Here is a 25,300-nt window from a genome sequence, read left to right on the forward strand (position 1 = left end):
AGTTTAGCAAGGCGTCCGGCCTAACCGGAAACCTCGAACATCGCGGCCGTGGGTTGGAATGGCCTCGGTGCATAGGCCAGTTCGCGCCGCGCGGGCGCGTCGTCGAAGACGAGGTCCTCCCGCATCCGCGCCACCGCGCCACCAGGCAGGTCGCGAAGCACGCCACCGGCGCGCGCGCCCGCGAGGAGCAGGCGGAACAGCGGCGAAGGCAGTTCGACAAGACGCGGCTTGGACGGCAGCGCCGCGAGCACCCGCGCCACCATCTCGCGGTACGGCAAGGTTTCTCCCCCGGGCAGCGCATAGTCGCGCTGCATCCCCGCGGGACCCTCGGCAGCGGCGCAGGCCGCCTGCGCGAGGTCCTCGACATGCACGGGCTGGCGGAGTCCGGTCGCGCCCGCGGGGAGCACGAAGAAACCGGTGCGCCGCGCCAACGCGGCGATGCTGCTCAGGTTGCGATCCCGGCCCAGGCCGTAGACCAGTGTCGGCCTCAGCAGCGTGGCCGCGCATCCCTTCGCCGCGGCGGCCTCCCGGAGTTGCGCCTCGGCCTCGAAGAGCCGTTGCGCCAGTGCGCGCTCGCCGGGATCGGTCGCGGCACGCTTTGAAAGCACGCTGGTCGAACCGAAGGCGACCACCTGCGGACAATCCATCGGCGCCGTCGGATACCACGACGAGAACAGGTCCAGCGGGCCGGCGCTGTAGATCGCATCGATGGCGCGCGGCAGGACGGGCATGGACGCGAAATCCCCCTGCACCCACTGCACGCGCGGCAGGCCTGTTCGCGGTCGCCGCGACACGGCGTGCACCTCCCAACCGGCGGCGAGCAGGCGCGCGATCAGCGCCGTGCCGATTTGCCCGCTGCCGCCGAAGACCAGGGCCCGCTTCATGCGCGGCGCACCCGCTGCACGGTCTCGCCGGATGGCGGTACGCGTCCGCCCTCCCCGGGCCACTGCCCTGGCATCACGTGTCCCCCACGACCGCGGGCATGCGCCACCGAGCCACGGCATTCAAGGCAGGCGCGAGCGAAATCCCATGGACGCCGGCAAGCCGGTCCGCCGCAGCCTGGCCCCGTGAAAACCGGGGAACGCCGTGCTGGTGCATCGTGGATGGACGACCGACCGGTGCCTTAGCGCATCAGGAACAGTTCGAAGGCCACCCAAGCCACGAACGCTGTCATCAGGATCCCCCCTTCCCGACGGCTGACATGGAAGTCGCCGCGCAACACGGGGACCAGCATCAGCGCGAAGGCCAGCGCGGCCGGCAATTCGAAGCGCACGAAGGACGCCGGCAGCGCGAGCTCGCCCGCGCCCGAGCGGCCGAACACCGCCATTCCGCCGACGATGACCAGCAGGTTGAACAGGCTCGAGCCGATCACGTGCCCGGCGACCATGTCGCCCTGCCCGCGCCGTGCGGCGGCCACGGCGGCCGCGACTTCCGGCAGCGCGGTGCCGATGGCCACGACCAGCAGGCCGGCCAGCAGCGGCTCCATCCCGAGCGCCGTGCCCCAGGCCGGAGCGCTGCCCACCACGAACCTCGCGCCGAAATAAAGCAGGGCGATGGCGATCGCGAAGCGGACCAGGTTCAATCCCAGGCCCGTCTGCGTCTGGGCGTACCCATCGATCGCCGCACGCACCTCGGGCTGCTCACGCCCGCTGCGCGACAGCGCGAACGCCAGCACCGCCACGAACGCTGCCAGGAGCACGAAGCCGTCCAGGCGCGACAGCGTGCCGTCCCATCCGAGCGCGATCACGCCCACGGTGGCCACGATCAGCATGACCAGCAATGGCGACAAGGCGCGCCAGCGCACCACCAGGGGCGCGGCCAGCGCGGCGGCGCCGAGGGTCAGGCCGACGTTGACGACGTTGCTGCCCACCGCGTTGCCGAGGGCGAGGTCGGGTACGCCGGCCCAGACCGCGCGTGCATTGACCGCCAGTTCGGGAAGCGAAGTCCCAAACGCGACCAGCAGCAGGCCCGCGACGAACGGGGACGCGCCCAGGCGCTGCGCCAGTCCCGAGGCGCCCTTGACGATCGAGTCGCCCCCCAGCGCCAGCAGGAGCAGGCCAAGCAGGAACAGTCCGGTTGACTCAAGCATGACGCGATCCCTCCGTTGCGTGGGGCGTTGCGGGCGCAGCCATGGACGGGTGCGCGATGTGGCAGCGATGCGGCTCGCTGTTCAGGTGCAGGCCGAGATTACGAACAGCCTTCGACGTAGTCCACCTGCGGCGGCGTGCCGACGCGCCATTCGGTGACCTTTCCGGCGGCATCGGTTTCGAAGACGAGCACCCCCGGGCCATCATCTCGGGCCCGGATGCGCAGGTACTGGCCGCCGTCGACGTATTTGTGCGGGCTGGTGGCGACACGCCCGGGATACAGGGCCTCGACGTCGCCCGCACCCATGCCGACCTTGCCGCCACCGGGGGCGGTCTCGACCGTGTTGCCGCGCCCCACCGAGTAACGCACGAAACGGTCGCCCTCGATCATCATCGCGAAATCGGCCGGGGTGGCATTGCCGGCAGGGTAGAGGAAATAGCAAGGCTCGCTTGCGTCGGGCACCGCCGCGAGCGCGCCTTCCCACGCTGCGCGCACTGCATCGGCGGTCATCCCGAAGCGGGCTTCGCCGTAGCCGTCGTACCCGGCTGCGCCTTCGTCGACCGGCGCGGGCGACGCGCTGGTCGGCGGTGGCGGCGCGGCGGGCGCATCGACGGTAGTGGGTGCGGCATCGGCGTCGGCCGGCAGGGACGTGTCCGGCGCACCCCCGTCGCACGCCGCCAAGCCCAGGACGAGGCTGGCGGCGAGCAGGGGCAACGGCAGGTGGCGTCGGGGCATGCGGTTCGCTCCTCGTGATGGCGCGCCAGCCTACCCCCGGCCGGTGAACACGTCGCGAAAAGACTTGCGGGCCGTGCTCAGTTTCCCGCGTCGAAATGCTTGCGCAGGCCCGCCCAGCACGCCTGGTAGTCGCGCTGGCGATGCCCCGCCTCGATTGCCTGCACGGTCGGACGCAACACGGCGCGGGTCTCGAACATGAAGGCCATCGTGTCGGTGATGACGTCGGGCTTGGACAGGTCCGCACCGGACGCCTTTTCGAAGGTAGCCGCATCCGGTCCGTGTCCGCTCATGCAGTTGTGCAGCGAACAGCCGCCGGGCGCGAAGCCCTCGGCCTTGGCGTCGTAGGCGCCGTGCACCAGGCCCATGAATTCGCTGGCGACGTTGCGATGGAACCACGGCGGGCGGAACGTGTGCTGCGCCACCAGCCAGCGCGGCGGGAAGATCGCGAAGTCCATGTTCGCCGTGCCGGGCGTGTCGCTGGGCGCGGTGAGCACGGTGAAGATGCTCGGGTCCGGATGGTCGAAACTGATCGAACCGATGGTGTTGAAGCGGCGCAGGTCGTACTTGTACGGCGCGTAGTTCCCGTGCCAGCCGACGACGTCCAGCGGCGAATGGCCGATGCCCGCGCGCCACAGGTGGCCCTGGAACTTGGCGACCAGCTCGAAGTCGCCCTCCCGGTCCTCGTAGGCCGCGCACGGAGTGAGGAAGTCGCGCGGGTTCGCCAGGCCGTTTGCGCCGATCGGCCCCAGGTCGGGCAGGCGCATCATCGCGCCGTAGTTCTCGCAGACGTAGCCACGCGACGGGCCATCGGGCAGCGCCACGCTGAACCGCACGCCGCGCGGGATCACGGCGATTTCCTGCGGCATCACTTCGAGCACGCCCAGCTCGGTCGCGATGACCAGCCGGCCCTGCTGCGGCACCACCAGCCATTCGCCGTCGGCGCTGTAGAACCAGCGTCCGTCCATCGAGGCATTGGCGGCATACAGGTGGATTCCGACGCCGTGCTGCGCAGCGGAGCCGCCGTTGCCGGCCATGGTGTAGAGCCCGTCAACGAAATCCACCGGCGTTTCCGGGATCGGCAGCGGGTCCCAGCGCATCTGGTCGGGCGACACCGCCGCCTCGTCGAAGCGCTCGTGGAGCGAAGCGCCCGAGGCGTTGGCCTGCCGGTAGGGGGAGAAGGTCCCGTGCACCGCCGCCGGCCGGATGCGGTACAGCCAGCTGCGCCGGTTCTCGCCGCGCGGCGCGGTGAACGCGGTCCCCGACAACTGTTCCGCGTACAGGCCGTAGGCCACGCGCTGGGGGGAGTTCTGGCCCACCGGCAGGGTGCCCTCGATCGCCTCGGTCGCGAATTCGTTGCCGAACCCGGACAGGTAGCCGGCGGACCGCAGTTCGCCCGTGGGGTGCAGGATGGCGACGACGTTGTCGTTTTCTCGCTTGTTCATGCGTAACTCCTGGCCCTGCTCCGGTTCTGCAACGCCTGCCTTGCCCATCCCTGTCGGGATGGGCTTCCTGGCCCCTCTCCCGTTCGCGGGAAAAGGGCTGGTGAAAGGGCCCTGCTACAGCACGCCGCGCTTCATCTGGTCGCGCTCGATGCTCTCGAACAGCGCCTGGAAGTTGCCCTCGCCGAAGCCCTCGTTGCCCTTGCGCTGGATGATCTCGAAGAAGATCGGGCCGATCGCGTTGGTGGTGAAGATCTGCAGCAGCTTGCGCTTGTGCGTTTCCGGATCGGCGTCGATCAGGATCTTGTTCTTGGCCAGTCGCGCGACGTCCTCGCCGTGGTCGGGCACGCGCTGGTCGATGACCTCGAAGTACGTATCCGGCGTGTCGAGGAACTCGATCCCCTGTTCGCGCATCTTCTCGACCGTGTCGTAGATGTCGTCGGTGAAGCAGGCGATGTGCTGGATCCCCTCGCCCTTGTAGGTGTCGAGGTATTCGTTGATCTGCGATTTCGGGTCGCTCGATTCGTTGAGCGGGATGCGCACCACGCCGTCGGGAGCGGTCATGGCCTTGGACACCAGGCCGGTCTTGGCGCCCTTGATGTCGAAGTAGCGGATCTCGCGGAAGTTGAACAGTTTCTCGTAGTAGTCCGACCACTTGGCCATGTTGCCGAAGTAGAGGTTGTGGGTGAGGTGGTCGATGAAGGTCAGGCCGAACCCGGTCGGGTTCTGGTCGGCGCCCTGCACCGGCAGGAAGCCCTCGTCGTACATACTGCCCTTGTCGCCGTAGCGGTCCACCAGGTAGAGCATGCAGTCGCCGATGCCCTTGACCACGGGCGCATCGACGGCCTTGGTGTCCGGCTTGTGGTCGATCGCCTCGCCGCCGTTGCCAAGCACGGTCGTGCAGACCTCGTCGGCCGGCTTCCGGAAGCGGATGGCGAAGCCGCATGCGCTGGGGCCATGGGCCTTGGCGAAGTCGGCCGCGAACGAATCGGGATCTTCGTTGACCAGGAAGTTGACGCCGCCCTGGCGGTAGACGGTGATCGGCCGGCTCTTGTGCTGCAGCACGGCGGTGAAGCCCATGCGGGTGAAGTAGTCGTGCAGCAGCTCGCCTTGGCCCTCGGGGGCGGCGAACTCCACGAACTCGAAGCCGTCGATGCCCATCGGGTTCTCGAAGGTGGTGACGGTCATGCCGAGGTTGGGCTGGGCACTCATGGGGGAACTCCTGTCTCGCTGCGGCCGCATCGCGGCCGTCGGGGGGTGGGTGTCGGGCAACTGTCGCCGAGGATGCCTGCCGCGCCGGCCACGCGTCATGTTGCAGCGCGGCTTGCAGGGGCACGGCCAAGGTTATAGTTTCATCTGAAACCATTTGCAAGGCGCAGCGCAACAATGCCAGCCCCCCGTTCGATCCGTTGTCCCGCCGAAACCGCTCCCGGCGCACGGGGCGGTGCGCCTGCGCTGGAACTCGAACGCTTCCTGCCCTACCGGCTCTCCGTCCTGTCCAACCGCGTCAGCAGCGCCATCGCGCGGGTCTACAGCGAACGTTTCGGCGTGGGCGTGACCCAATGGCGCGTGATGGCGGTCCTGGGCCAGCAGCCTCTGTTGTCGGCCGGCGAAGTCGCGGCGCGCACGGCGATGGACAAGGTCGCGGTCAGCCGCGCGGTCGCCGGCCTGGCCGAACGCGGGCTCCTGGAACGCGAGATCCACGGCGACGACCGCCGTCGCTCGGTGCTGGCGCTGAGTCCGCAGGGACGCCAGGTGCACGACGACATCGTGCCCCTCGCGCTGGCTTTCGAGCGACGCCTGCTCGATGGCATGGACGGCGAGGAACGCGCCCTGCTGTTCCGCCTGCTCGACCGCCTGGACGAGCTGGAACTGCAGGCCGAGTCCGCCCATCCCTGACCCCGCCACGGCGGCGACGGGCCGCGTGCCGCCAACAAACCGCGGAACGCGAACGGGGCGGCCAAGGCCGCCCCGTCGCTGCTGGCCCGACCGGCGGACGCACCGGTCGTGGTCGCCAGCGGTTACTTCAACTCGCGTTCGGTATGCAGTCCGGCGGCTTGCGGCTCGCCGATCTCCTCTTGGCCCGCCAGGTGGGGCTCGGCGTCCCTGAGCCGATCGAGGTGCATCAGCCGCTTGACCAGGGGCGCGATCACGATCATGCCCACGCCCACGCCCACGGCGATCCAGCCGACGCGGGAATAGACGTCGATCACCTGTTCCGGTCCGGCGCCTTCGGCACCCGCGGCGGCCGCGATCAGGCCCGCGGCGAAATTGCCGGTGGCCGACGCGAAGAACCAAGTGCCCATGATCAGGCCCGCCAGGTGCGCCGGGGCCAGCCGGTTCATGGCCGACAGCCCGACCGGCGACAGGCACAGCTCGCCCGTGGTGTGCAGCAGGTAGATCAGGAAGATGAAGATCACCGGGGTCAGGTTGCCGGTTCCGGCGGCCGTCGCACCCGCGACCAGCACCAGGAAGCCCAGGCCCAGCTGCACGATGCCCAGTCCGAACTTGGCGGGCGACGATGGTTCAAGGCCGCGACGTGCCAGCCAGGTCCACAGCATCGCGAACACCGGTCCCAGCAGCACGATGTAGATCGCATTGATCGACTGGAACATCGATGCCGGCACGTCGAAGCCGAACAGGTTGCGATCCACCGAGCGGTCGGTGAACAGGTTGAGCGAGGAGCCGGCCTGTTCGAACAGGGCCCAGAACAGGATCGAGCCGAAGATCAGGTACAGGGCCGCGAAGATGCGATCCCGATCGTCCTTGGGCAGCTTGAACACCGCGGTGTAGAGGATGTAGCCGACCAGGATCGCACCGGCGCCCATCAGCAGGCCGCCGACCAGGGACTGGTACTGGATCAGGATCCACACCAGGCCCACCGCGGCGAAGCTCAGCGCATAGAGCAGCCACTCGAACTTGATTCCCAGCGTCTTCTGCTCGAGCCGTGCGGGATTGCTCGACTCGCCGCGCCCCAGCAGGGTCGGCTTGCCGATGACGAACACGATCAGGCCCAGCAGCATGCCGATGCCGGCGGCGCCGAAGCCGTACTTCCAGCCGTAGGTCTGGCCGAGGTAGCCGGCGATCAGCGAGCCCAGCGCAGCACCCAGGTTGATGCCCATGTAGAAGATCGTGTACGCCGGGTCGCGGCGGATGTCGGTGCGTGCATAGAGCTGCCCCACGATCACCGAGATGTTGGCCTTCAGGAAGCCCGAGCCGACGATGATGAACGACAGCGCCAGCCAGAACATGTTGATCGCCGGGTCGGCCTGTCCGCCGCCCGTGCCCTCGAAGGCCATCAGGAAGTGGCCGAAGGTCAGCAATACCGCGCCGAACAGCACCGCCTTGCGCTGCCCGAGGTAACGATCGGCCAGGTAACCACCGACCACCGGCGTGATGTAGACCAGCGCCGTGTAGGCGCCGTAGATGACCGAGGCCTCGCTGTCGGAGAACATCCAGTGCTGGACGAGGTAGAAGATCAGCAGCGCCCGCATGCCGTAGTAGGAGAAGCGCTCCCACATCTCGGCGAAGAACAGGACGAACAGACCGCGCGGATGGCCGAGGAAGGTCTTGCCTTCGTCGACGTGGGCAGGATTGGTGGCCAAGGCTCGCTACTCCCAAACGGTGATCGGCCGCCCGTGCGGGCGGCCTCGTGGAGTATTTACCCTAACCCGCCAAGGCGGATTGTGAAATAGCGTTGAACCGCTGCGCCGCCCGCGGGCGGCGCCACGACGCGTTCAGCCGGCCACGGGATAGGCGTAGCTGGCGCCCAGCCCCAGCGGGATGCCCAGCGCCCAGAACCCGAGCAGGAACGCCGTCCACACCACCAGCAGCGTGATCGCGAACGGCAGCATCAACGCCAGCAGGGTGCCGATCCCGGCCGAGGTCACGTAGCGCTGGCAGAACACCACGATCAGCGGGAAGTACGGCATCAGCGGGGTGATGATGTTGGTGCTGGAGTCGCCGACGCGGTAGGCGGCCTGGGTGAAGTCCGGGGACACGCCCAGCTGCATCAGCATCGGCACCATGATCGCGCCGATCAGCGCCCACTTCGCCGAGGCCGAGCCCACCATCAGGTTCACGAAGCCCGACAGCAGCACCACCCCCGCGAGCGTGACGCCCATCGGAAGGCCCATCGCCTCGAGTCCGTTCGCACCCTTGATCGCCACCAGCGCGCCGAGGTTGCTCTGCGCGAAGGCGTAGATGAACTGCGCGGCGAAGAAAGCCATCACGATGTAGTAGCCCATCCCGCTCATCGCCTTGGTCATGCCGGCGATGACGTCGCGGTGTGTCTTGACCGTGCCGGCGACGTAGCCGTAGACCACGCCCGGGATGAGGAAGAACACGAAGATCAGCGCCACGATCGAACGCATGAGTGGCGCCTGCGCCACCAGCAGCTGCCCGACCGCCTCCGGCGGCACGTCGCCGGACGCGCGCCAGGCCGAGTCCGCGGGCAGCGCAGTGAGCACCAACGCCACTACCGACAACAGCATCGCCAGCATCGCCAGCCACAGCCCCTTGCGCTCCTTCGGCTGCAAGGCATCCATGGTCGGCAGCTGGCCGCGGTCGGCGTCGACGACGGTGTCGCGCAGCCTCGGCTCGATCACGCGGTCGGTCAGGAACCAGCCCACCGCGATGATCAGGAAGGTCGAGGCAGTGGTGAAGAAATAGTTGTTGAGCGGGTTGACCACCACCGACGGATCGAGGATGTGCGCGGCTTCCTGGGTCAGGCCGGACAGCAGCGGGTCGAGGCTGGAGGGCACGAAGAACGTCGCCGAGAACCCGCCCGAGACGCCGGCGAAAGCCGCGGCGATTCCCGCCAGCGGATGGCGCCCGGCGGCATAGAAGATCACCGCGCCCAGCGGGATCACCAGCACGTAACCGGCGTCGACCGCGACGTGGCTGAGGATGCCGACCGCGATCACCATCGGCGTGAGCAGCGCCTTCGGCGTCACCGAGAGCATCGCGCGCAGCGCGGCGTTGATGAAGCCGGTGTGTTCGGCCACCCCGAGGCCCAGCATCGCCACCAGCACCACCCCCAACGGGGCGAAGTTGACGAAGGTCGACACCATGGTCGCCATGAACGCGGTGAGGCTGGTGCCCGCGAGCAGGTTGTTGATCGCGATCGCCTCGCCGCTGCGCGGGTCGATCTCGCTGAAGCTGACGTTGGCCAGCAGCGCCGAGATCGCCCACGTGGCGAGCATCAGGATCAGGAACAGCATCGCCGGGTCCGGCAGCTTGTTGCCGACGCGCTCGATGGCATCGAGCATGCGGGTCACCAGGCCGCGCGGCGCGGCCTCCGGGCTGGGCAGGTTCATGCGGACTCCCCTCGATGGACGCTGCCGCGCATCCTAGCAGCGCGAGTCAGGCCGGTGGCGCGGTGCCGTATGCCCCGCCCGGCCCGATGACCGTGCGCACCTCGAACAGCTCCGGGAAGAAGGTCAGCTCCAGGGCCTGCTTGAGGAATCCGACCCCGCTGGAGCCCCCGGTGCCGCGCTTGAAGCCGATGATCCGCATCACCGTGCGCATGTGGCGGAAGCGCCAGAGCTGGAACTGCGTCTCCAGGTCCACCAGGTCCTCGCACAGGTGGTACTCGGCCCAATGGCGCTCGCGGTCCTCGTAGATGCGTTCGAACACCGGCACCAGCGCCTTGTCGAACACGTGCGGCTGCGACCAGTCGCGCTCGACGTGCGCTTCCGGGACCGGGTGTCCCTGCCGGGCCAGGTGGCGCAGCGCTTCGTCGTACAGGCTGGGCGACTCCAGCGCCTCCCGCAGCAGCCCCGCGCCGCGGGCGTCATGGCCGAAGACCTTGAGCATGGCCGCGTTCTTGTTGCCGAGCTGGAATTCGATGGTGCGGTACTGCAGCGACTGGAAGCCGGACGACGGCCCCAGGATCTCGCGGAACTCCATGTACTCCGACGGCGTCAGCGTCTCCAGCACCGACCACATCTCGGTCAGCTGCCGCAGCACGGCCTTGCAGCGGGCGAAGATCTTCTGGCAAGGCCCCAGCTCGTCCTGGCGGAGGTAGCCGATGGCCGCCGTCAGTTCGTGGATCATCAGCTTCATCCACAGCTCCGAGACCTGGTGCTGGAGGATGAACAGCATCTCGTCGTGGTGCGGCGGAACGGACACCGGTTGCTGCGCCGAGAGCAGGCGATCCAGGTGCAGGTAGCCCCCGTAGGTCATCCGCCCGGACAGGTCGGTGTGGATGCCCTCCTCGAGGGGGCGCTCGTTGCGGTCGATGCTCATGGCCCGATTCTACCCGGCACCCCCCACGCACGCGCCGCGACTCCCGCGTCCCGCATCGTCCCACCCGCAGGCCCCGGCCCGGTGTCTGCCACCCGGCGCCGACCCGGAAGGGACGATTCGCTATCATCGGTGCCTTCCCGACGCCAAGGTTCGACCGGATGACCGTCGCCGCCAAGTTCGAAATCGAATACCTGCAATACCTGGGCCCCGACGGCAAGCTCAAGGGCAAGCTGCCGCCGGCGGTCAAGGATGCCAAGGCACTGGTGCCGCTGTTCAAGCAGATGCTGTTCGTGCGCACCTTCGACGACAAGTCGATCCGGCTGCAGCGCACCGGCAAGCTGGGCACCTACGCCGCCAGCCTCGGCCACGAGGCCACCCACGTCGGCATCGGTGCGTCGATGGAACCCGACGACGTGTTCGCTCCCAGCTACCGCGAGTACGGCGCCCAGTTCATGCGTGGCGTGAAGCCGCGCGAGGTGCTGATGTACTGGGGCGGCGACGAGCGCGGCAATGACTTCGAAGGGCCGAAGAACGACTACCCCTGGTGCGTGCCGATCTCCACGCAGTGCCTGATGGCGGCCGGGGCGGCGCTGTCGTTCCAGCTTCGCAAGCAGAAGCGCATCGCCGTGGCCTGCTGCGGCGACGGCGGTTCCTCGAAGGCCGATTTCTACGCGGCCCTGAACTCCGCCGGCGCCTATTCGCTGCCGCTGGTGCTGTGCGTGATCAACAACGGCTGGGCGATCTCGGTGCCGCGCACGGCGCAGACCGGCGCGAAGACGCTTGCGCAGAAGGGGATCGCCGGCGGCCTGCATTGCCTGCAGGTGGACGGCAACGACCTGGTCGCGGTGCTCGAGGCGATGCGCCGTGCCACCGAACGCGCGCGCAAGGGAGAAGGTGCCAGCGTCATCGAGTTCCTCACCTACCGCCTGCACGACCACACCACCGCCGACGATGCCCGTCGCTATCGCGGCGAGCAGGAGGTCAAGGACGCCTGGGAGGTCGAGCCGATGCTGCGGTTGCGCAAGTACCTGGTCGCCGCCAAGGCCTGGGACGACAAGCAGGAGAAGGCCTGGATCGAGGAATGCGGCAAGCGGGTCGACGTCGAGATCAACGCCTACCTCGAATGCCCGGTGCAGCCGGTCGAGGCCATGTTCGACTACCTCTACGCGGACATGCCCGCCGACCTGCTGGCGCAGCGCGAAGCCGCCATCGCGTGGGAGAAGCGCTGATGGCCACGAAAAAGAATGCACCGTCGAAAAAGCCCGACGGCAAGCAGGCCGCAGCGAAGAAGGGGCCCGCGAAGCAGGCTGCGACGTCCGCGCCGGCCGAGCCCGCGCCGATCACCCTGATCGAAGGCATCACCCAGGCCCTGGCCTGGGAGATGCGCCACGACGAGGCGGTCGTGGTCCTGGGCGAGGACGTCGGCGTCAACGGCGGCGTGTTCCGCGCCACCGCCGGCCTGCAGCAGGAGTTCGGCGATTCGCGCGTGCTCGACACCCCGCTGGACGAGACCACCATCGCCGGCCTCACCGTCGGCATGGCCTCGCAGGGCATGAAGCCGGTGGCCGAGGCCCAGTTCGACGGCTTCATGTACCCGATGGTCGACTTCATCGTCTGCCATGCCGCGCGCATGCGCTACCGCACCCGCGGCCGCCTGCACTGCCCGATGGTGCTGCGCGTGCCCTGGGGGGGCGGCATCCGTGCGCCCGAGCACCACAGCGAGGCCAACGAGGCGATCTTCACCAACGTCCCGGGCCTGCGCGTGGTGATGCCGTCGTCGCCGGCGCGTGCCTACGGCCTGCTGCTGGCGGCGATCCGCGACCCGGACCCGGTGATCTTCTTCGAGCCCAAGCGCATCTACCGGCAGTACAAGGAGCTGGTGCCCGACGACGGCGAGGCTTTGCCGCTGGACGTGTGCTACGTGCTGCGCGACGGCAACGACGTCACCCTGGTGAGCTGGGGCGCGCAGGTCAAGGAGACGCTGGAGGCCGCCGAAGTGCTGGCCGGACAGGGCATCAGCGCCGAGGTCATCGACGTCGCCACCCTGACGCCGCTGGATTTCGACACCATCGCCGAGTCGGTGGCCAAGACCGGGCGCTGCGTGATCGTGCACGAGGCCGCCAAGACCGCCGGCTTCGGTGGCGAGATCGCCGCACGCCTGGCCGAGGAGTCGATGTACGACCTGGTCGCCCCGGTCGAGCGCGTCACCGGTTACGACACCCATATCCCGCTGTTCCGGCTGGAGATGAAATTCCTGCCCAGCGTCGACAAGATCGTCGCAGCGGTGCAACGCACGCTCGACGCCAGCTAAGGAACGAACATGGCCGACAAGAAAACCTTCAAGCTTCCCGACCTCGGCGAAGGCCTGCCCGACGCCACCATCGTCGAATGGTTCGTCAAGGAAGGCGACACCATCCGCCTGGACGACAACCTCGTCTCCATGGAGACGGCCAAGGCCGTGGTCGAGGTGCCGTCCCCGGTGTCCGGCACGGTGATCAAGCTCGCCGGTGCCGCCGGCGACGTGGTCGAAACCGGCACGATGCTGGCGGAATTCGAGGTCGACCCCGACGCGCCGCAGCGCGCCGAAGGCCAGGACACCGGCCACCACCACGGCCCGTCCGGCGGCGGCAAGGAGACCGGGGGCAAGGGCCGGCCGGATAAAGGCGTGGGCAGCCAGGACCCGATGCCCGACGACCGCCTGGTGGCCTCCAGCGAGGGCGGCGCGATCGAGCACGACGGCGGCCGCCAGCCCGAGCAGAAGTCCGAAGCCGGAGACGGCGACGGCGAGCGCGCCGACAGCGGCACCGTGGTCGGCGCGATGCAGTCCTCCGACGCCGTGCGCAGCGAGCAGGCCAGCGCGGTGGGTGGCGTGAAGGCCATGCCCGCGGTGCGCGCGATGGCGCGCAAGCTCAAGGTCGACTTGGGCCGCGTGCGCGCCACCGGCAAGGACGGCGTGGTCACCATGGCCGACGTCAAGCAGGCTGCCGCCGATGGCAGCGCGCCGGCGGGCGCCCGGGCGCGTGCAGCGCACCCGGGTCCGACCGGTGCGGCTCCGGTGGCGATGCGCGACGCGTCCCAGCGCACCGCGCTGTCCGCGGCCGGCAAGCCCATGCGGACCCGTCCGCCGGGTGAATCCGCCAGCGGCCAGCCCGAGCAGCTCAAGGGCGTGCGCCGCAACATGGCCCGGGTGATGGCCGACGCGCACGCCAAGGTCGTCCCGACGACGCTGTGCGACGACGCCGACCTGCATGGCTGGAACGGCAAGCAGGACATCACCGCGCGGCTGATCCGCGCCATCGTGGCCGCCTGCAAGGTGGTGCCCGCGCTCAACGCCTGGTTCGACGGCGACAAGCTGGTGCGGACCTTGCACCCGCACGTGGACATCGGCATCGCCGTGGACACCGACGACGGCCTGTTCGTGCCAGCCCTGCGCAACGCCGACATGCTCGACGCCGGCGGCGTGCGCCAGGCCATCCAGCGCCTGCGCGCGCAGGTCCAGGACCGCAGCATCCCCGCGTCCGAACTCAGCGGCTACACCATCTCGCTTTCCAACTTCGGGATGTTCGCCGGGCGCTACGCGACCCCGGTGGTGGTGCCGCCGACCGTCGCCATCGTCGGCGCCGGCAAGCTGGCGCACGACGTGGTCGCGGTCATGGGCGGCGTCGAGGTGCACCGCAGGATGCCGATCTCGCTGACCTTCGACCATCGCGCCTGCACCGGCGGCGAGGCGGCGCGCTTCCTGGCCGCGCTGCTCGAAGACCTGTCCGCGCCGGACTGACGCGGTGGCCCACCGCAGCCGGCTCGCCGGGTTCATCATCGACTGCCGCGTCGACGACCTCGACGCGGCGGCTGACTTCTGGGCGCGGGCGCTGGGCATGCGCGTGGCCGACCGGGACGCCGGCGACGCGGACAGCGAGTACCAGCAGTTCGAGGCCACGCCCGGCGACCTGCATGTCGAAGTCCAGAAGGTCGACCACGACTCGCGCGTGCACCTGGACATTGAGGCCGACGACGTCGATGCCGAGGCCGCGCGGCTCGAACGGCTCGGCGCCAGGAAGATCGCGTTCGTCAAGCGCTGGTGGGTGATGGAAGCCCCCACCGGCCAGCGCTTCTGCGTGGTGAAGATGCACCACCCCGAACGGGGCCAGGAACCGAACGCCTGGAAGTGAGCCGCACGCCGCGCGCATGGCGTGCCGGCAGCGGCTTAACCCGTCACGACCCGACAGGCACTGCGGGACGGCTGCCAGCCTTGGCCCAGGGCCGCCGACGGTCGCACGGCACCACGGTCATGCCGCGTCTTCCGCGAACCGCGCGAGCGCCTCGGCCAGTTCTTCCACCAGCACGCCTTCGCACAGGTGCCCGACCAGGTCGCCTTCCAGCCGCAGGGTCCTGTCCTCGAGCGCCTGGATCGCGCTGCCGGCATCGGCCTTGAGCCGCGCGACCAAGTGGCCGGCGTCGCGGGGGGAAGCGTGCGCGTCGCTGTGCAGCAGTTCGCGCTCGCCGTCGACAAGCTTGAAGTGGAACGTCCCGTCGCTTTCCCGGTACTGCTTGAACACCGGCGCGGACGCCGTGCCCGCCCGCTCCCCGGCGCCGGTGGCGGCACGCTTGCCCAGGTCGCGCAATCCGACCGCATCGCGCAAGGCCTGCAACAAAGGCGTCGCGTAGCGGGCGCGCACGCGCTGCGCACCATCGCGCAGCTGGGCCTCGATGCGCTCGGGATGCGCGATCAGGGCCTCGTACTTCTCGCGCATCGGCGCGATCTCGACATCGATCCGCTCGAACAGTTGCCGCTTGGCTTCGCCCCAGGCGATGCCGTCGGCGAAGGCCTGGCGGAACGCGGCGGTTTCGGCGTCGCTGGCGAAGGCCCGGTACAGCTGGAACACGTTCGAGCCCTCGGCATCCTTGGGCTCGCCCGGGGCACGCGAGTCCGTGACGATGCCGTACACCAGCTTCTCCAGCTGGCGGCGCGGCGCGAACAGCGGGATGGTGTTGTCGTAGCTCTTGGACATCTTGCGTCCATCCAGGCCCGGCAGCGTCGCCACCTGCTCGTCGACGATCGCCTCGGGCAAGGTGAAATGCGCGCCATACACATGGTTGAACCGCTGCGCGAAGTCGCGCGCCATCTCGATGTGCTGCACCTGGTCCCGACCCACCGGCACCTGGTGCGCGTTGAACAGCAGGATGTCGGCGGACATCAGCACCGGGTACATGAACAAGCCAGCGGTGACGCCCGCATCGTCGTCCTCGCCGGCCTCGCGGTTCCGGTCCACCGCCGCCTTGTATGCATGCGCGCGGTTGAGCAAGCCCTTGCCGGCGACGCAGGTCAGCAGCCAGGTCAGCTCCGTGGTCTCGGGCACGTCGGACTGGCGGTAGAACCAGACCCTGTCCGGATCCAGTCCGCAGGCCAGCCAGGTCGCCGCGATCTCCAGCGTCGAGCGCTGCACCCGCGCCGGATCGGTGACCTTGATCAGTGCGTGGTAGTCGGCGAGGAAGAAGAAGCTCTCCACGCCGTCCCTGGCGCTGGCCGCCAGGGCCGGACGGATCGCGCCGACGTAGTTGCCCAGGTGGGGCGTTCCGGAAGTGGTGATGCCGGTCAGGACGCGGGTGGTCATGGATGCTTGGGCGGTCGGCGCGGTGATGGGCCAGTTTACCCGCCGTCCGGCAACCCCGTTCCCTTGCGACGTGCGTTGGAGGTCCTGCCGGGCACTCGCTGCCCATCCACGGGAGCCACCGCGATGTTCCGAAAACCCCTGCTTCTGCTCGCCAGCCTGGTCGCCGCCACGGCCTGCTCGCCATTGTCCGCACGACCGCTGGTCCGCATGGACGTCGTGGATCGCGACACCGGGCAATGGCTGCCGGAATACCACCACCGCGGCGACCACTGGATCGCCGGGAGGCCCGGCCACCGCTACGCCGTGCGGCTGACCAACACCACCGGCGAGCGCGTGCTCGTGGTGCTGTCCGTTGACGGCGTCAACGCGGTCACCGGGGAAACCGCCCACCCCGCGCAGGCGGGGTACGTGCTGGCGCCCTGGCAAAGCACCGAGATCGACGGATGGCGCAAGTCGCTCGACGACGTCGCCCAGTTCGTGTTCACCGACCTCCCCGACAGCTACGCCGCGCGGACCGGGCGCCCGGACAACGTCGGCACCATCGGCATCGCCGTGTTCCGCGAACGCACGTTTTATCCACCGCCGTCGCCGATCGGCCCGCCGATCGCGCGCCAGGACAGCGCCGGAAACGCGTCCCGGGCGCATGCACCTGCCGCGCAAGCCACGCAGTCCGAGTCGGCTGCCGCCGATTCGGCCTATGGCGGTGGCGTCGCGCGGCAGCGCATCGGCACCGGCCACGGCGCGCGCCAGTGGGCGCCCGTGGCGCGCACGGGCTTCGAACGCGCGTCGCGCAGTCCGGCACAGGTCATCCAGCTGCGCTACGACGACGTCGACACCCTGGCGGCACGCGGGATCCTGCCGCAGCCGTACCGGTATGGCCATCGGCACGAAGGACCGCGCGCCTTCCCCGGCGGATTCGTGACCGACCCGCCGGGCTGGTGACGGCGACAAATGTTGGTTGCACAAGCAGACGGGCCGGCAAGGCCGGCCCGTCGTCGTGGAACATGGGGAAGAGAATCGCTGGTCAGTTCAGGGTGCGCTCGAACTCGTCGATCTCGCGCTCTGCGCGGTCGCGATCCCAGCCGTACTGCTCCTGGAGCTTGCCGCACAGGTAGGTGCGGTTGCCTTCCGCGACATCGAACACGTCGTCGCTGAGCTTGCCCCACTTGCTCTGGGCCTTGCCCTTGAGCTGGTTCCAGTTGCCTTCGATGATGTCCTTGTTCATGCGTGGTGTCTCCGTATTCCGGGGGAGTCTCGATCCGCTCACACGGGTGCCGCGGACCGAGCGACCATGGTGCGACTTCGCAGGTCAGTCCCGGATCAAGGAAACGTTGCGAAAACCTTTACTTGCCTCGATCGTTCAGGCGGGCATGAAAAAAGCCGGCGACATGCCGGCTTTCTCCATCCGCTGCCGCCCTGCGGGCGGCGACACGGCGATCCCGCGTTACGGGTTGGTCCCGCCGGTTTCGTCGGCGGCTTCCTGCATCTCGTCGCCGACCTTCTCGACGTCCTTGCCGACGCCCTTGACGGTGTTGCAGGCGGTCATCGTGCTGGCTGCGAACAAGACAAGCAGCATCAGGGAAATCAAACGCTTCATGGGACTCTCCTGGAATCGAGTGGTGTGGACCACGGGGAGCAAGTCTGCGTCCCGCCTTCTGAATGTAACCGCACCTTGTCGTGAACGCGGCGTGCAGGGCGCCTCATGTCGCGGCCCCGCCGTCAGTCCCGCATCAGCGTCGACTTGCCGAACAGGCTTTCGACCAGGTCGACCGCCAGCACCGCCGTGGCGTTGCGCAGGTCAAGCGCCGGGTTCACCTCGACGATGTCCAGCGACCCCAGCCGTCCGGTGTCGGCGATCATTTCCATGATCAGCTGCGCTTCGCGGTAATCGACCCCGCCGGGGACGCGGGTGCCGGTGCCTGGCGCGATGGCGGGATCCAGCATGTCGACGTCGAAGCTCACGTGCAGGTGGGTGTCCTCGTCGACGCCCTCCAGCACCTCCTCCATCACGCGCTTCATTCCGACCTCGTCGATGTAGCGCATGTCGTAGATGTCCAGGCCATGTTCCTTGACCAGGCGCTTCTCGCCCTGGTCCACCGACCGGATGCCGATCTGGCGCACGTCCGCGGGCGAGATGGCCGGTGCGTCCCCGCCAAGGTGGGTCAGTGCGCGCGGCCCGATCCCGCACAGGCAGGCCACGGGCATGCCATGGACGTTGCCCGAGGGGGTGAGGTCGTGGGTGTTGAAGTCGGCATGCGCGTCCAGCCAGAGCACGCGCAGCTTCTTGCCGGCGTCCCGGCAGTGCCGTGCGACGGCGACGATCGAGCCCACGGCCAGGCAATGGTCGCCGCCGAGCAGGATCGGCAGGCGGCCGTCGCCCAGGACTGACGCCGACGTCTCCATCACCGCGCGGTTCCAGGCGACGACTTCGTCGAGATGGCGATATCCCTCGACCGGCGCCTGCCAGGGGTTGCGCGGCCCTTCGAGGTTGCCGCAGTCCTGCACGTCCACGCCGCGCGCCTGAAGCGCCTCCACCAGCCCGGCGACGCGCAGCGTCTCCGGTCCCATCGACGCGCCGCGGGTGCCGGCACCGACGTCGGTGGGCACGCCGAAGATCGCGACAGGCGGGTATTTGCTGCTCGAACGGGAGTCGCTCATGAATCCTCCAGGGAACCTGCCGGGTGGACCAGCGATGTCGCGGTTCCGTCGCGCCAGCGCGTGCGAGGCACTGCGACGGGACCCGCGGCACCGCGGTGGTGCCGGCACCCGGATTCGAACTGGGGACCTACCGCTTACAAGGCGGTTGCTCTACCAACTGAGCTATGCCGGCATGGGGCGGGACGCGGCCTGCGTCCGGACGCGCATTCTAGCGCGAGGGCGGCGCCGGCCCGCCCCGGCGGGCGCATGCGCCGGCGCCGCGTCACTGCGCCGCGCAGTCGCGCGGCTCGAGGACGTCGGCGCCGCTGGCGCGCCGGGCGGCGGAGGCGACAGCGTCCGAGTCGGCGGCGACGTCCAGCCAGACCCGCGAACCGCCCTCGCCCACCGGACTCGCCACGGCCTCGAACCCAGCCTCGCGCAACGCTTCGACCCGCTGACGGGCGGACGTCTCGTTGCCGTAGCGGCCCAGCGCGATGCCGTTGGCCGACGCGCCACTGGAGAGCACGAACAGGTCCTCGAAGCCGGCCTCGCGCAGGCGAGCCGCCATCGCATTGGCCGCCGCGCGGTCGGCCAGCGGAGGCATCGCCACGCTCCAGCCGCGGGCGGCGATCGCCTGCTCCCGCATGCGGATGTCCCGCAACCCCGAGCCCGCTAGCGCCCGGCGCGCCGCGGCGGCGGCGGTCGCATCGGTAAAGGGTCCCAGGGAGAAACAGCGCACTTCCGCCGGGGCCACGGCATCAACCTCGTCCACGCTCGCGGCCACCGGTGCACCGTCCCCCGCCACCGACGGGGAAGGCGCCATCGACCGCTGCCGCACGGGCACTTCCTCCAGCAGGAACAGCTGCGGGCCCTCCGCGCGACGGGCGGCGGGGGGCTCGGCGTCCGCCGACGGCCGGGCCAGCCACCACGAGGCAACCCCGAGGTTTAGCACCACCAGCAGGACGATCAGGGCACGCGCGAACATGGCGCGATGTTAGCCGAGCGACGGCGCGGGGTCCCCGGTCTCGCGACGCGCCCAAAGCGCCAGGCCCTCGAGCACGAGCGCCGGCGCGTGCGTCGCCCCTTCCAGCGGCTCGGGCAAGGTGGCCACGCCGCCGCCGTGCAGCCAGACCCGTGGCTCGGAACCGAGCAAGGCCCGCGCTTCTCGACGGCTGCGCTCGACCAGCCCCATCGCCGCGCCGACGCAGCCCGACGCCAGGGCCGCGGCCGTATCGATCCCGAACTCCACGTACTCGCCACCGTCGAGCGGCAGGTGCGGCGCGCGACGCTGCAGCGCTTCGCGCATCAGCGACGGCGACGGCGCGATGCGGCCACCGCGGTGGCGACCCTCGGCATCGACCAGGTCCAGGGTCAGCGCCGTCCCCACGCCCACGACCAGCGCCGGCGATGGATCGCGTGCGCGGGCCGCCGCCATCGCCAGCAGCCGGTCCACGCCCAGCCGTTCGGGTCGGGCATACGCGATGGTGATGCCGGCGAAATGCGGCACCGTCGAGGCCATGCCAATCTGTCCCCCGCGCGACTCCAATGCGGCGGTCAGTTGCTGCAGCAGGCCAGGCGGGCCGACACTCGCGATCCAGGCGCAGCCAATCCGGGTCGGCAGCGCAGACTGCCATCCCGCCGCGAATGCTCCTTGGGCGTGGGGCACCGCCGCCATGTCGCCGAGCCAGCCCCCGGGCTCGAGCGCCGCGAACTTCAGCCGGGAATTGCCCAGGTCGAAGACCCAGGCGTCGGTGCCCGTCATGGCGCGGCCTCGCCGGAAGCGCGCACGCTGACTTCACCAGCGTGGAAGCTGCGCTCCCCGTCGCCGTCGAGGATGCGCAGCGCACCGTCGGCAGCGACGCCAAGACAGGTCCCGGCCACCACGCCGCGCCCGGTCTGGACGTCGACGGCCTTGCCGGCCAGTGCGTCGCAGGTCGCATACGCCTCGAGGAAGGGCCCGAGGCCCGCGGCGTCGAAGCGGGACAGGGCGGGCAACAGGCGCTCCAGCACGGCTGCGGCGAGGGCGTCCCTGTCGGGGCGCAACGCCGCGTCCAGCGAGGCCAGGTCGATCCAGGGCTGCCCGATGACGCCCGCGGCCGATGGCGGCATGCGGATGTTGAGCCCGATCCCGACCACCGCCCGCACCGGCCCGGCGTGCTCCCCGCCGCCTTCGACCAGCAGCCCCCCCAGTTTGCGGAGGCCGCCGGCGACACCGGGGTCCGCCACCACCAGGTCATTGGGCCACTTCAGCTGGACGGCGCGGAAACCGAGGCCATGCAGTGCCTGCGCCACCGCCACGCCGGCCACGAGGCTGAGTCCGCCCAGCCGTGCCAGCCCGCCGGCGAACAGGCGCGAGGCCGACAGGTAGAGGTTGGCCGCCAGGGGCGAGGCCCACTCGCGGCCACGACGGCCGCGGCCCGCGGTCTGGCGCTCCGCCATCAGCACGTCGGTGCCGGCGGCGGGTGCCTGGCGACGCAGCAGTTCGGCATTGGTCGAATCCACCGACCATGCGACGTCCAGTTCCGCCAGCAGTGCCATCGTTTCGGCAGACAGCAGGCCCCGGATGCGGCCGGCATCCAGCAGGTCCACGGGTTGCTCGAGCGCGTAGCCGCGCCCGGGTCGGGCCACGATGCCGACGCCGGAGGCGCGCAGCGCCTCGATCCGCTTCCAGACCGCCGCGCGGGTCTGTCCGGCCTCGCGCGCGAGCACGTCGCCGGACACGACACCGTCGCGCAGGCGGAGCAGCAGATCGCGATCGGCGTCGCTCACCTGCTCACCCGCCGCGCGTCCGCCACAGCCGGTGCAGCAGGCGGGCGCGCTGGAACCGCGATTCCTCGCCACGCAGCAGGCGGCGCAGGTTGCCACGGTGCGAGAACAGCAGCAGCCCGGCCGCGGCGACGCTGAACCACATCCGCGGCGGTGCGGCCTCCGTCCACCACGCCGCGAGCACCAGCGAGAGCCCGGCCACCACCGTGGCCAGGCCGACGTAGCCCGTCGCGAGGATCACCGCCATCCAGGCGACCAGCAACACGGGCGCGACCCAAGGCCAGAGCACCAGCACGCCACCGGCCAGGGTGGCGGCCCCCTTCCCACCGCGGAACCCGTGCCACAGCGGCCAGACGTGTCCGAGCACCGCGGCGAACGCCGCCGCATAACCATGCGCCGTCGCCCCGGGATATCCCTCGACCTGCGGCGCGAAGCGCATCCCGAGCCACGCCGCCAGCGCGCCCTTGCCGACGTCGAACACGACGACGGGGATCGCGAACCCCGGGCCCTGGGTCCGGAACGCATTCGTGCCCCCGGCATTGCCGCTGCCCTGGGTGCGGATGTCCACGCCGCGCATCCGGCCCAGCAGCAGGCTGCCCGACAGCGAACCGACCAGGTAGGCAACCGCGAGGATCGACAACGATGGCAACCAGCTGGGCATCGTGGCGATTATGGGCGACAACACCGGAACCATCGACGACGCCCCCGCGGCCTCATCCGCGATCGCCGCGGGCGAAAGGTTGCAGCGACACCACGAGCGTCCCCCGTCCCGCATGTGCCCCGAGCGCCGGTCCCGTTTCCACCAGCCAGGGATCGACGAGGTCCAGCCGCCGCTGGAGGGCATCGAGCATGCGCTCCCCGCCGGCGCGCGCATCGCAATGGCCGATGATGGCTCGCCAGGGTCCGGGCCAATCGCCCGTGGCGCCCGCCGCGCGCCTGGCGACATAGGCGGCGAACGCTTCCGGTGCCCGCGCCTTGGCGAAAAGCCCCCCGGCAATGGCGAGCCTGCCATCGGGACGAATGCGGGCCACGGGGGTCAGCCCCGTCCAGCGCACCGCGGGAGCGGCCCAGGCCGGGATGCGGCCGCCGCGCACGGCGTGCGTGATGTCGCGCGCCATCGCCCAGGTCGGGGTGATCGGTCGCAGCCGCTCGAGTTCAAGCAAGATCGCTTCGGCGCCCTGGCCCGCTTCGGCCAGCTCCGCGGCGCGCCACGCCAGCAACGCCTGTCCGCCGGCGGCATTGAGGCTGTCGAACACCCGGATCCCGCCTGTCGCGACGCGTGCCGCCGCATGCTCGGCCGACTGCAGCGTGCCCGACACGGCGCCCGACAGGCCGACGTACACGACCTCGGCATGATGCGCCGCCAGGAAATCGAACACCCGCCGGAAATCCCCCGGCGGCGGCTGGCTGGTGCGCGGCAGCTCACGCGCCTGCTCCATCCGTCGGTAGAAATCGCTGGTCGCCAGCCCGACCTTGTCCAGGTAATCGCAGCCGCCCACGTTGACCCGGACCGGGACCACGTGGAGGCCATGGCGCTCCACGATCGCGGCAGGCAGGTCGGCGGCACTGTCGGTCGCCACGGCGACCGCCGACCCGGACGCGACGCTCCGGGCCTGCAGCAGCATGTCGTCGGCCTTCATGCCCTCGACGGCGCCGAAGCCGGCACAGGCATCGAACAGCGCCTGCGGCGCGCCGACGTGCGCGTGCACGCGCAGCCGCGTCGCGCCCCCGGCCAGCACCACGGAGTCGGCGCCCAGGGCTTCCAGCGCCGCCCCTACGCGCCGGCGATCGAGCGCTTCGCCGATGAGCAGGCACTCGGTACACCAGCGGCACGAGGGGTCGATCGCCTCCTCGGCCCCGTGGCTGGCCGGTGCCGATGGCACAGGACCCACGACCTGCGCGGGCGCCACGCGCTGCCCAGCCTCGGCGTATTCGGCGATGCCTTCCAGCAGGTCGACGAACCCCCGCGCACCGGCGTCGACCACGCCGGCGCGTTGCAGCACGGACATCTGCGCGGTCGTGTCCGCCAGCGCGCGTCGAGCCTCCGCCATCGCGCCCAGGAACGCCATGCGCGGCGACCCCTCGCCCACGACCGTGCATGCACGCAAGGCCTCGGCGAAGCGGTCCATCACGCTCAGCATCGTGCCCTCGACCGGGTTCGCCAGCGCGCCACGCGCCTGCCGTGCGCCGTTGCCGACGGCAGCGGCCAGGCCCGTTGCGTCGAGCGCTTTGCAACGCCGTGCATCCTCGGCCACCCCGTGCAGGAATTGCGCCAGGATAGCGCCGGAATTGCCGCGCGCACCGTCGATGGCCTCTTCGCCAATGGCCAGCAGCATCTCCCCCAGGTGGTCGCGCCGCACCGCCAACGCGCCATTGAGCAGCGCGCCGAAGGTGAAGGCGAGGTTGTTGCCGGTGTCGCCATCGGCGACCGGGAAGACATTGATGCGGTTGAGATGCTCGCGGCCGGCCACCACTCGCTGCGCGCCGACGACCAGCGCCCGTCGCAGCATGGCGGCGGTCAGTGGCGGATCCGGATCAGCTGTCATCGTCTGGCAGTCTGCCCGAGCGACGCCACGGCGGCTGCTGCACTGCAGCATGCAACGGTCTGCCACGTCCGTGCATCCAAGGTACTATTCGAGGGGTGCCACCTCGCCATCCGGTCCGGGAGACGACCATGTCGCTGAGACTCATGAGCTTCCTGCTGCTGTTGTGCGCCAGCATGTCGGTGGCTGCCGGCGGGGTTCAGCGCTCCGGCGCCAATGGCGACGGCGGCACCTGCCCCGAGGCGATCGCGGCCGGTGGCGAAGAAGCCCCGCTCGTGCGCGCCGGCAAGCCTGCGTCGGCCACCGCGCGCAGCCGCGCCGACAAGCCGGCCGTCAGCCGCGGCGGCGAGCAGACCACGGTGAAGCCCCCGCGCTGGCACAGCTTCCTGCCGGGCATGTTCCGCTGAGCCAGCACTGAAGGACGCATCCGGTCCGCGCCCGCGCGTGCGACGCCTGTTCGACCGGCTGTTCGCCACCACCCCGGAACCCATTCCGCCTGCGCTTTGGCAGGCGGTCCGCGGCCGGGTGCCATGGATCCCTCCGCTCGATGGCGCGCGCGAAGCGCGCCTGCGGGCGCTGGCAGCGCGCTTCCTGCACGACAAGACCATCACCCCGGTCGCGGGCCTGGCGCTGGACGGGACGCAGCGCACGATCCTCGCCGCGTTGTGCTGCCTGCCGCTGATCGAGTTCGGGACGGAGGGCTTGCACGGCTGGTCCGAATTGATCGTGTATCCCGACGCCTTCCGCACGCAGCACGACCACGTCGATGCCGCGGGCGTGCTGCATCGGTCCGACCAGGAGTTGATTGGCGAATCCTGGGACCGAGGTCCGCTGATCCTGTCCTGGGGCGACATCGAGGGGGAACTCGATGCGCCTGACGGCGGATTCTGCGTCGCGGTCCACGAGATGGCGCACAAGCTCGACGCGCTGGACGGCCTGCTCGACGGCACGCCGCCGCTGCCGCGCGATTGGCAACGCGAGTGGGCCCGCGACTTCCAGTCCGCCTACGATCGCTTCGTGGCCGAGGTGGACGGCGGCAACGACACCGCGATCGATCCCTATGCCGCCGAGGCCCCGGACGAATTCTTCGCCGTGTGCAGCGAGTACCACTTCAGCGATCCGGCCACCCTGCAGCGCGACTTGCCCGACGTCGCGAGGCACCTCGCGCGCTTCTACGGACCTTCGCCGTTCGCCGCCCGGCGGCCGCGGGAACTGCCTCCCGCCACCTGAT

The 25,300-nt window shown here is 70.0% G+C and carries 25 protein-coding genes and 1 tRNA gene; 8 read left to right on the plus strand and 18 right to left on the minus strand.

What is annotated here, in order from left to right:
- Positions 1-20: 20 nt before the first annotated feature.
- From ABD970_RS01115 to hppD, 5 genes are all read right to left on the minus strand, one after another.
- Complete coding sequence (locus ABD970_RS01115; RefSeq protein ID WP_345293658.1) at positions 21-884, minus strand: NAD-dependent epimerase/dehydratase family protein; 864 nt, start codon at positions 882-884, stop codon at positions 21-23.
- Between the two features lie 239 nt (positions 885-1,123).
- On the minus strand, positions 1,124-2,089 hold the full coding sequence (locus ABD970_RS01120; protein ID WP_345293659.1) for a sodium:calcium antiporter: 966 nt from the start codon (positions 2,087-2,089) through the stop codon (positions 1,124-1,126).
- Positions 2,090-2,187: 98 nt separating this feature from the next.
- Positions 2,188-2,823 (minus strand): lectin, encoded by a 636-nt coding sequence (locus ABD970_RS01125; RefSeq protein WP_345293660.1) that lies wholly within the window; start codon positions 2,821-2,823, stop codon positions 2,188-2,190.
- 77 nt (positions 2,824-2,900) lie between these two features.
- On the minus strand, positions 2,901-4,193 hold the full coding sequence (gene hmgA / locus ABD970_RS01130; protein ID WP_345294530.1) for a homogentisate 1,2-dioxygenase: 1,293 nt from the start codon (positions 4,191-4,193) through the stop codon (positions 2,901-2,903).
- 186 nt (positions 4,194-4,379) lie between these two features.
- A complete protein-coding gene (hppD, locus tag ABD970_RS01135) occupies positions 4,380-5,474 on the minus strand; it encodes a 4-hydroxyphenylpyruvate dioxygenase (protein WP_345293661.1) in 1,095 nt (364 codons plus the stop codon).
- A 174-nt stretch (positions 5,475-5,648) separates the two neighbouring features.
- Here hppD and ABD970_RS01140 point away from each other — a divergent pair, with 174 nt between their 5' ends.
- Positions 5,649-6,161: a MarR family winged helix-turn-helix transcriptional regulator gene (locus ABD970_RS01140; protein WP_345293662.1), complete on the plus strand. Its 513-nt coding sequence runs from the start codon at positions 5,649-5,651 to the stop codon at positions 6,159-6,161.
- A 122-nt stretch (positions 6,162-6,283) separates the two neighbouring features.
- On the opposite strand, the gene ABD970_RS01145 is transcribed toward ABD970_RS01140, so the two are convergent.
- The 3 genes from ABD970_RS01145 to ABD970_RS01155 all read right to left on the minus strand — a co-directional run bounded on the left by ABD970_RS01145 (position 6,284) and on the right by ABD970_RS01155 (position 10,511).
- Complete coding sequence (locus ABD970_RS01145; RefSeq protein ID WP_345293663.1) at positions 6,284-7,867, minus strand: peptide MFS transporter; 1,584 nt, start codon at positions 7,865-7,867, stop codon at positions 6,284-6,286.
- A 132-nt stretch (positions 7,868-7,999) separates the two neighbouring features.
- On the minus strand, positions 8,000-9,580 hold the full coding sequence (locus ABD970_RS01150; protein WP_345293664.1) for an AbgT family transporter: 1,581 nt from the start codon (positions 9,578-9,580) through the stop codon (positions 8,000-8,002).
- Positions 9,581-9,626: 46 nt separating this feature from the next.
- Positions 9,627-10,511, minus strand: coding sequence for a tryptophan 2,3-dioxygenase (locus ABD970_RS01155; RefSeq protein WP_345293665.1), 885 nt, complete (start codon positions 10,509-10,511; stop codon positions 9,627-9,629).
- A 158-nt stretch (positions 10,512-10,669) separates the two neighbouring features.
- On the opposite strand from ABD970_RS01155, the gene pdhA reads away from it, so the two are divergent.
- Genes pdhA through ABD970_RS01175 form a run of 4 tightly spaced genes read left to right on the plus strand, consistent with a single transcriptional unit; the run spans position 10,670 to position 14,680 of the window.
- A complete protein-coding gene (gene pdhA / locus ABD970_RS01160; protein ID WP_345293666.1) occupies positions 10,670-11,740 on the plus strand; it encodes a pyruvate dehydrogenase (acetyl-transferring) E1 component subunit alpha in 1,071 nt (356 codons plus the stop codon).
- Positions 11,740-12,822 carry an alpha-ketoacid dehydrogenase subunit beta gene (locus ABD970_RS01165; protein ID WP_345293667.1) on the plus strand — a complete coding sequence of 361 codons (1,083 nt, stop codon included), beginning with the start codon at positions 11,740-11,742 and terminating at the stop codon, positions 12,820-12,822. The genes pdhA and ABD970_RS01165 overlap by 1 nt, the downstream gene beginning before the upstream one ends.
- Positions 12,823-12,831: 9 nt before the next feature.
- Entirely contained in the window at positions 12,832-14,289 is a 1,458-nt protein-coding gene (locus ABD970_RS01170) for a dihydrolipoamide acetyltransferase family protein (protein ID WP_345293668.1), read from the plus strand.
- Positions 14,290-14,293: 4 nt separating this feature from the next.
- A complete protein-coding gene (locus tag ABD970_RS01175; protein WP_345293669.1) occupies positions 14,294-14,680 on the plus strand; it encodes a VOC family protein in 387 nt (128 codons plus the stop codon).
- A 117-nt stretch (positions 14,681-14,797) separates the two neighbouring features.
- On the opposite strand, the gene ABD970_RS01180 is transcribed toward ABD970_RS01175, so the two are convergent.
- Complete coding sequence (locus tag ABD970_RS01180; protein WP_425563021.1) at positions 14,798-16,123, minus strand: tryptophan--tRNA ligase; 1,326 nt, start codon at positions 16,121-16,123, stop codon at positions 14,798-14,800.
- Positions 16,124-16,246: 123 nt separating this feature from the next.
- Here ABD970_RS01180 and ABD970_RS01185 point away from each other — a divergent pair, with 123 nt between their 5' ends.
- Positions 16,247-17,065, plus strand: coding sequence for a hypothetical protein (locus ABD970_RS01185; RefSeq protein ID WP_345293671.1), 819 nt, complete (start codon positions 16,247-16,249; stop codon positions 17,063-17,065).
- A gap of 82 nt (positions 17,066-17,147) precedes the next feature.
- On the opposite strand, the gene ABD970_RS01190 is transcribed toward ABD970_RS01185, so the two are convergent.
- From ABD970_RS01190 to ABD970_RS01230, 9 genes are all read right to left on the minus strand, one after another.
- Positions 17,148-17,348, minus strand: coding sequence for a CsbD family protein (locus tag ABD970_RS01190; RefSeq protein ID WP_345293672.1), 201 nt, complete (start codon positions 17,346-17,348; stop codon positions 17,148-17,150).
- 219 nt (positions 17,349-17,567) lie between these two features.
- A complete protein-coding gene (locus ABD970_RS01195) occupies positions 17,568-17,720 on the minus strand; it encodes an entericidin A/B family lipoprotein (RefSeq protein ID WP_345293673.1) in 153 nt (50 codons plus the stop codon).
- A gap of 122 nt (positions 17,721-17,842) precedes the next feature.
- Positions 17,843-18,781: an arginase gene (rocF, locus tag ABD970_RS01200; protein WP_345293674.1), complete on the minus strand. Its 939-nt coding sequence runs from the start codon at positions 18,779-18,781 to the stop codon at positions 17,843-17,845.
- A gap of 96 nt (positions 18,782-18,877) precedes the next feature.
- Positions 18,878-18,953: transfer RNA gene (locus ABD970_RS01205), tRNA-Thr, on the minus strand.
- A 90-nt stretch (positions 18,954-19,043) separates the two neighbouring features.
- Positions 19,044-19,745: an SPOR domain-containing protein gene (locus ABD970_RS01210; protein WP_345293675.1), complete on the minus strand. Its 702-nt coding sequence runs from the start codon at positions 19,743-19,745 to the stop codon at positions 19,044-19,046.
- 9 nt (positions 19,746-19,754) lie between these two features.
- Positions 19,755-20,522, minus strand: coding sequence for a type III pantothenate kinase (locus tag ABD970_RS01215; RefSeq protein ID WP_345293676.1), 768 nt, complete (start codon positions 20,520-20,522; stop codon positions 19,755-19,757).
- Positions 20,519-21,529, minus strand: a complete 1,011-nt coding sequence (gene birA, locus ABD970_RS01220) for a bifunctional biotin--[acetyl-CoA-carboxylase] ligase/biotin operon repressor BirA (RefSeq protein ID WP_345293677.1) — start codon at positions 21,527-21,529, stop codon at positions 20,519-20,521. The genes ABD970_RS01215 and birA overlap by 4 nt, the downstream gene beginning before the upstream one ends.
- 4 nt (positions 21,530-21,533) lie before the next feature.
- On the minus strand, positions 21,534-22,187 hold the full coding sequence (gene plsY / locus ABD970_RS01225) for a glycerol-3-phosphate 1-O-acyltransferase PlsY (RefSeq protein WP_345293678.1): 654 nt from the start codon (positions 22,185-22,187) through the stop codon (positions 21,534-21,536).
- A gap of 52 nt (positions 22,188-22,239) precedes the next feature.
- Positions 22,240-24,072 carry a DegV family protein gene (locus ABD970_RS01230; protein WP_345293679.1) on the minus strand — a complete coding sequence of 611 codons (1,833 nt, stop codon included), beginning with the start codon at positions 24,070-24,072 and terminating at the stop codon, positions 22,240-22,242.
- A 128-nt stretch (positions 24,073-24,200) separates the two neighbouring features.
- On the opposite strand from ABD970_RS01230, the gene ABD970_RS01235 reads away from it, so the two are divergent.
- The gene (locus ABD970_RS01235) at positions 24,201-24,476 is read left to right on the plus strand and encodes a hypothetical protein (protein ID WP_345293680.1); all 276 of its coding nucleotides are present in this window, start codon (positions 24,201-24,203) and stop codon (positions 24,474-24,476) included.
- Between the two features lie 37 nt (positions 24,477-24,513).
- Positions 24,514-25,299, plus strand: a complete 786-nt coding sequence (locus tag ABD970_RS01240) for a M90 family metallopeptidase (protein ID WP_425563022.1) — start codon at positions 24,514-24,516, stop codon at positions 25,297-25,299.
- Position 25,300 lies beyond the last annotated feature (1 nt).

The sequence above is a fragment of the Luteimonas vadosa genome, assembly GCF_039543545.1.
Lineage (GTDB): Bacteria > Pseudomonadota > Gammaproteobacteria > Xanthomonadales > Xanthomonadaceae > Luteimonas > Luteimonas vadosa.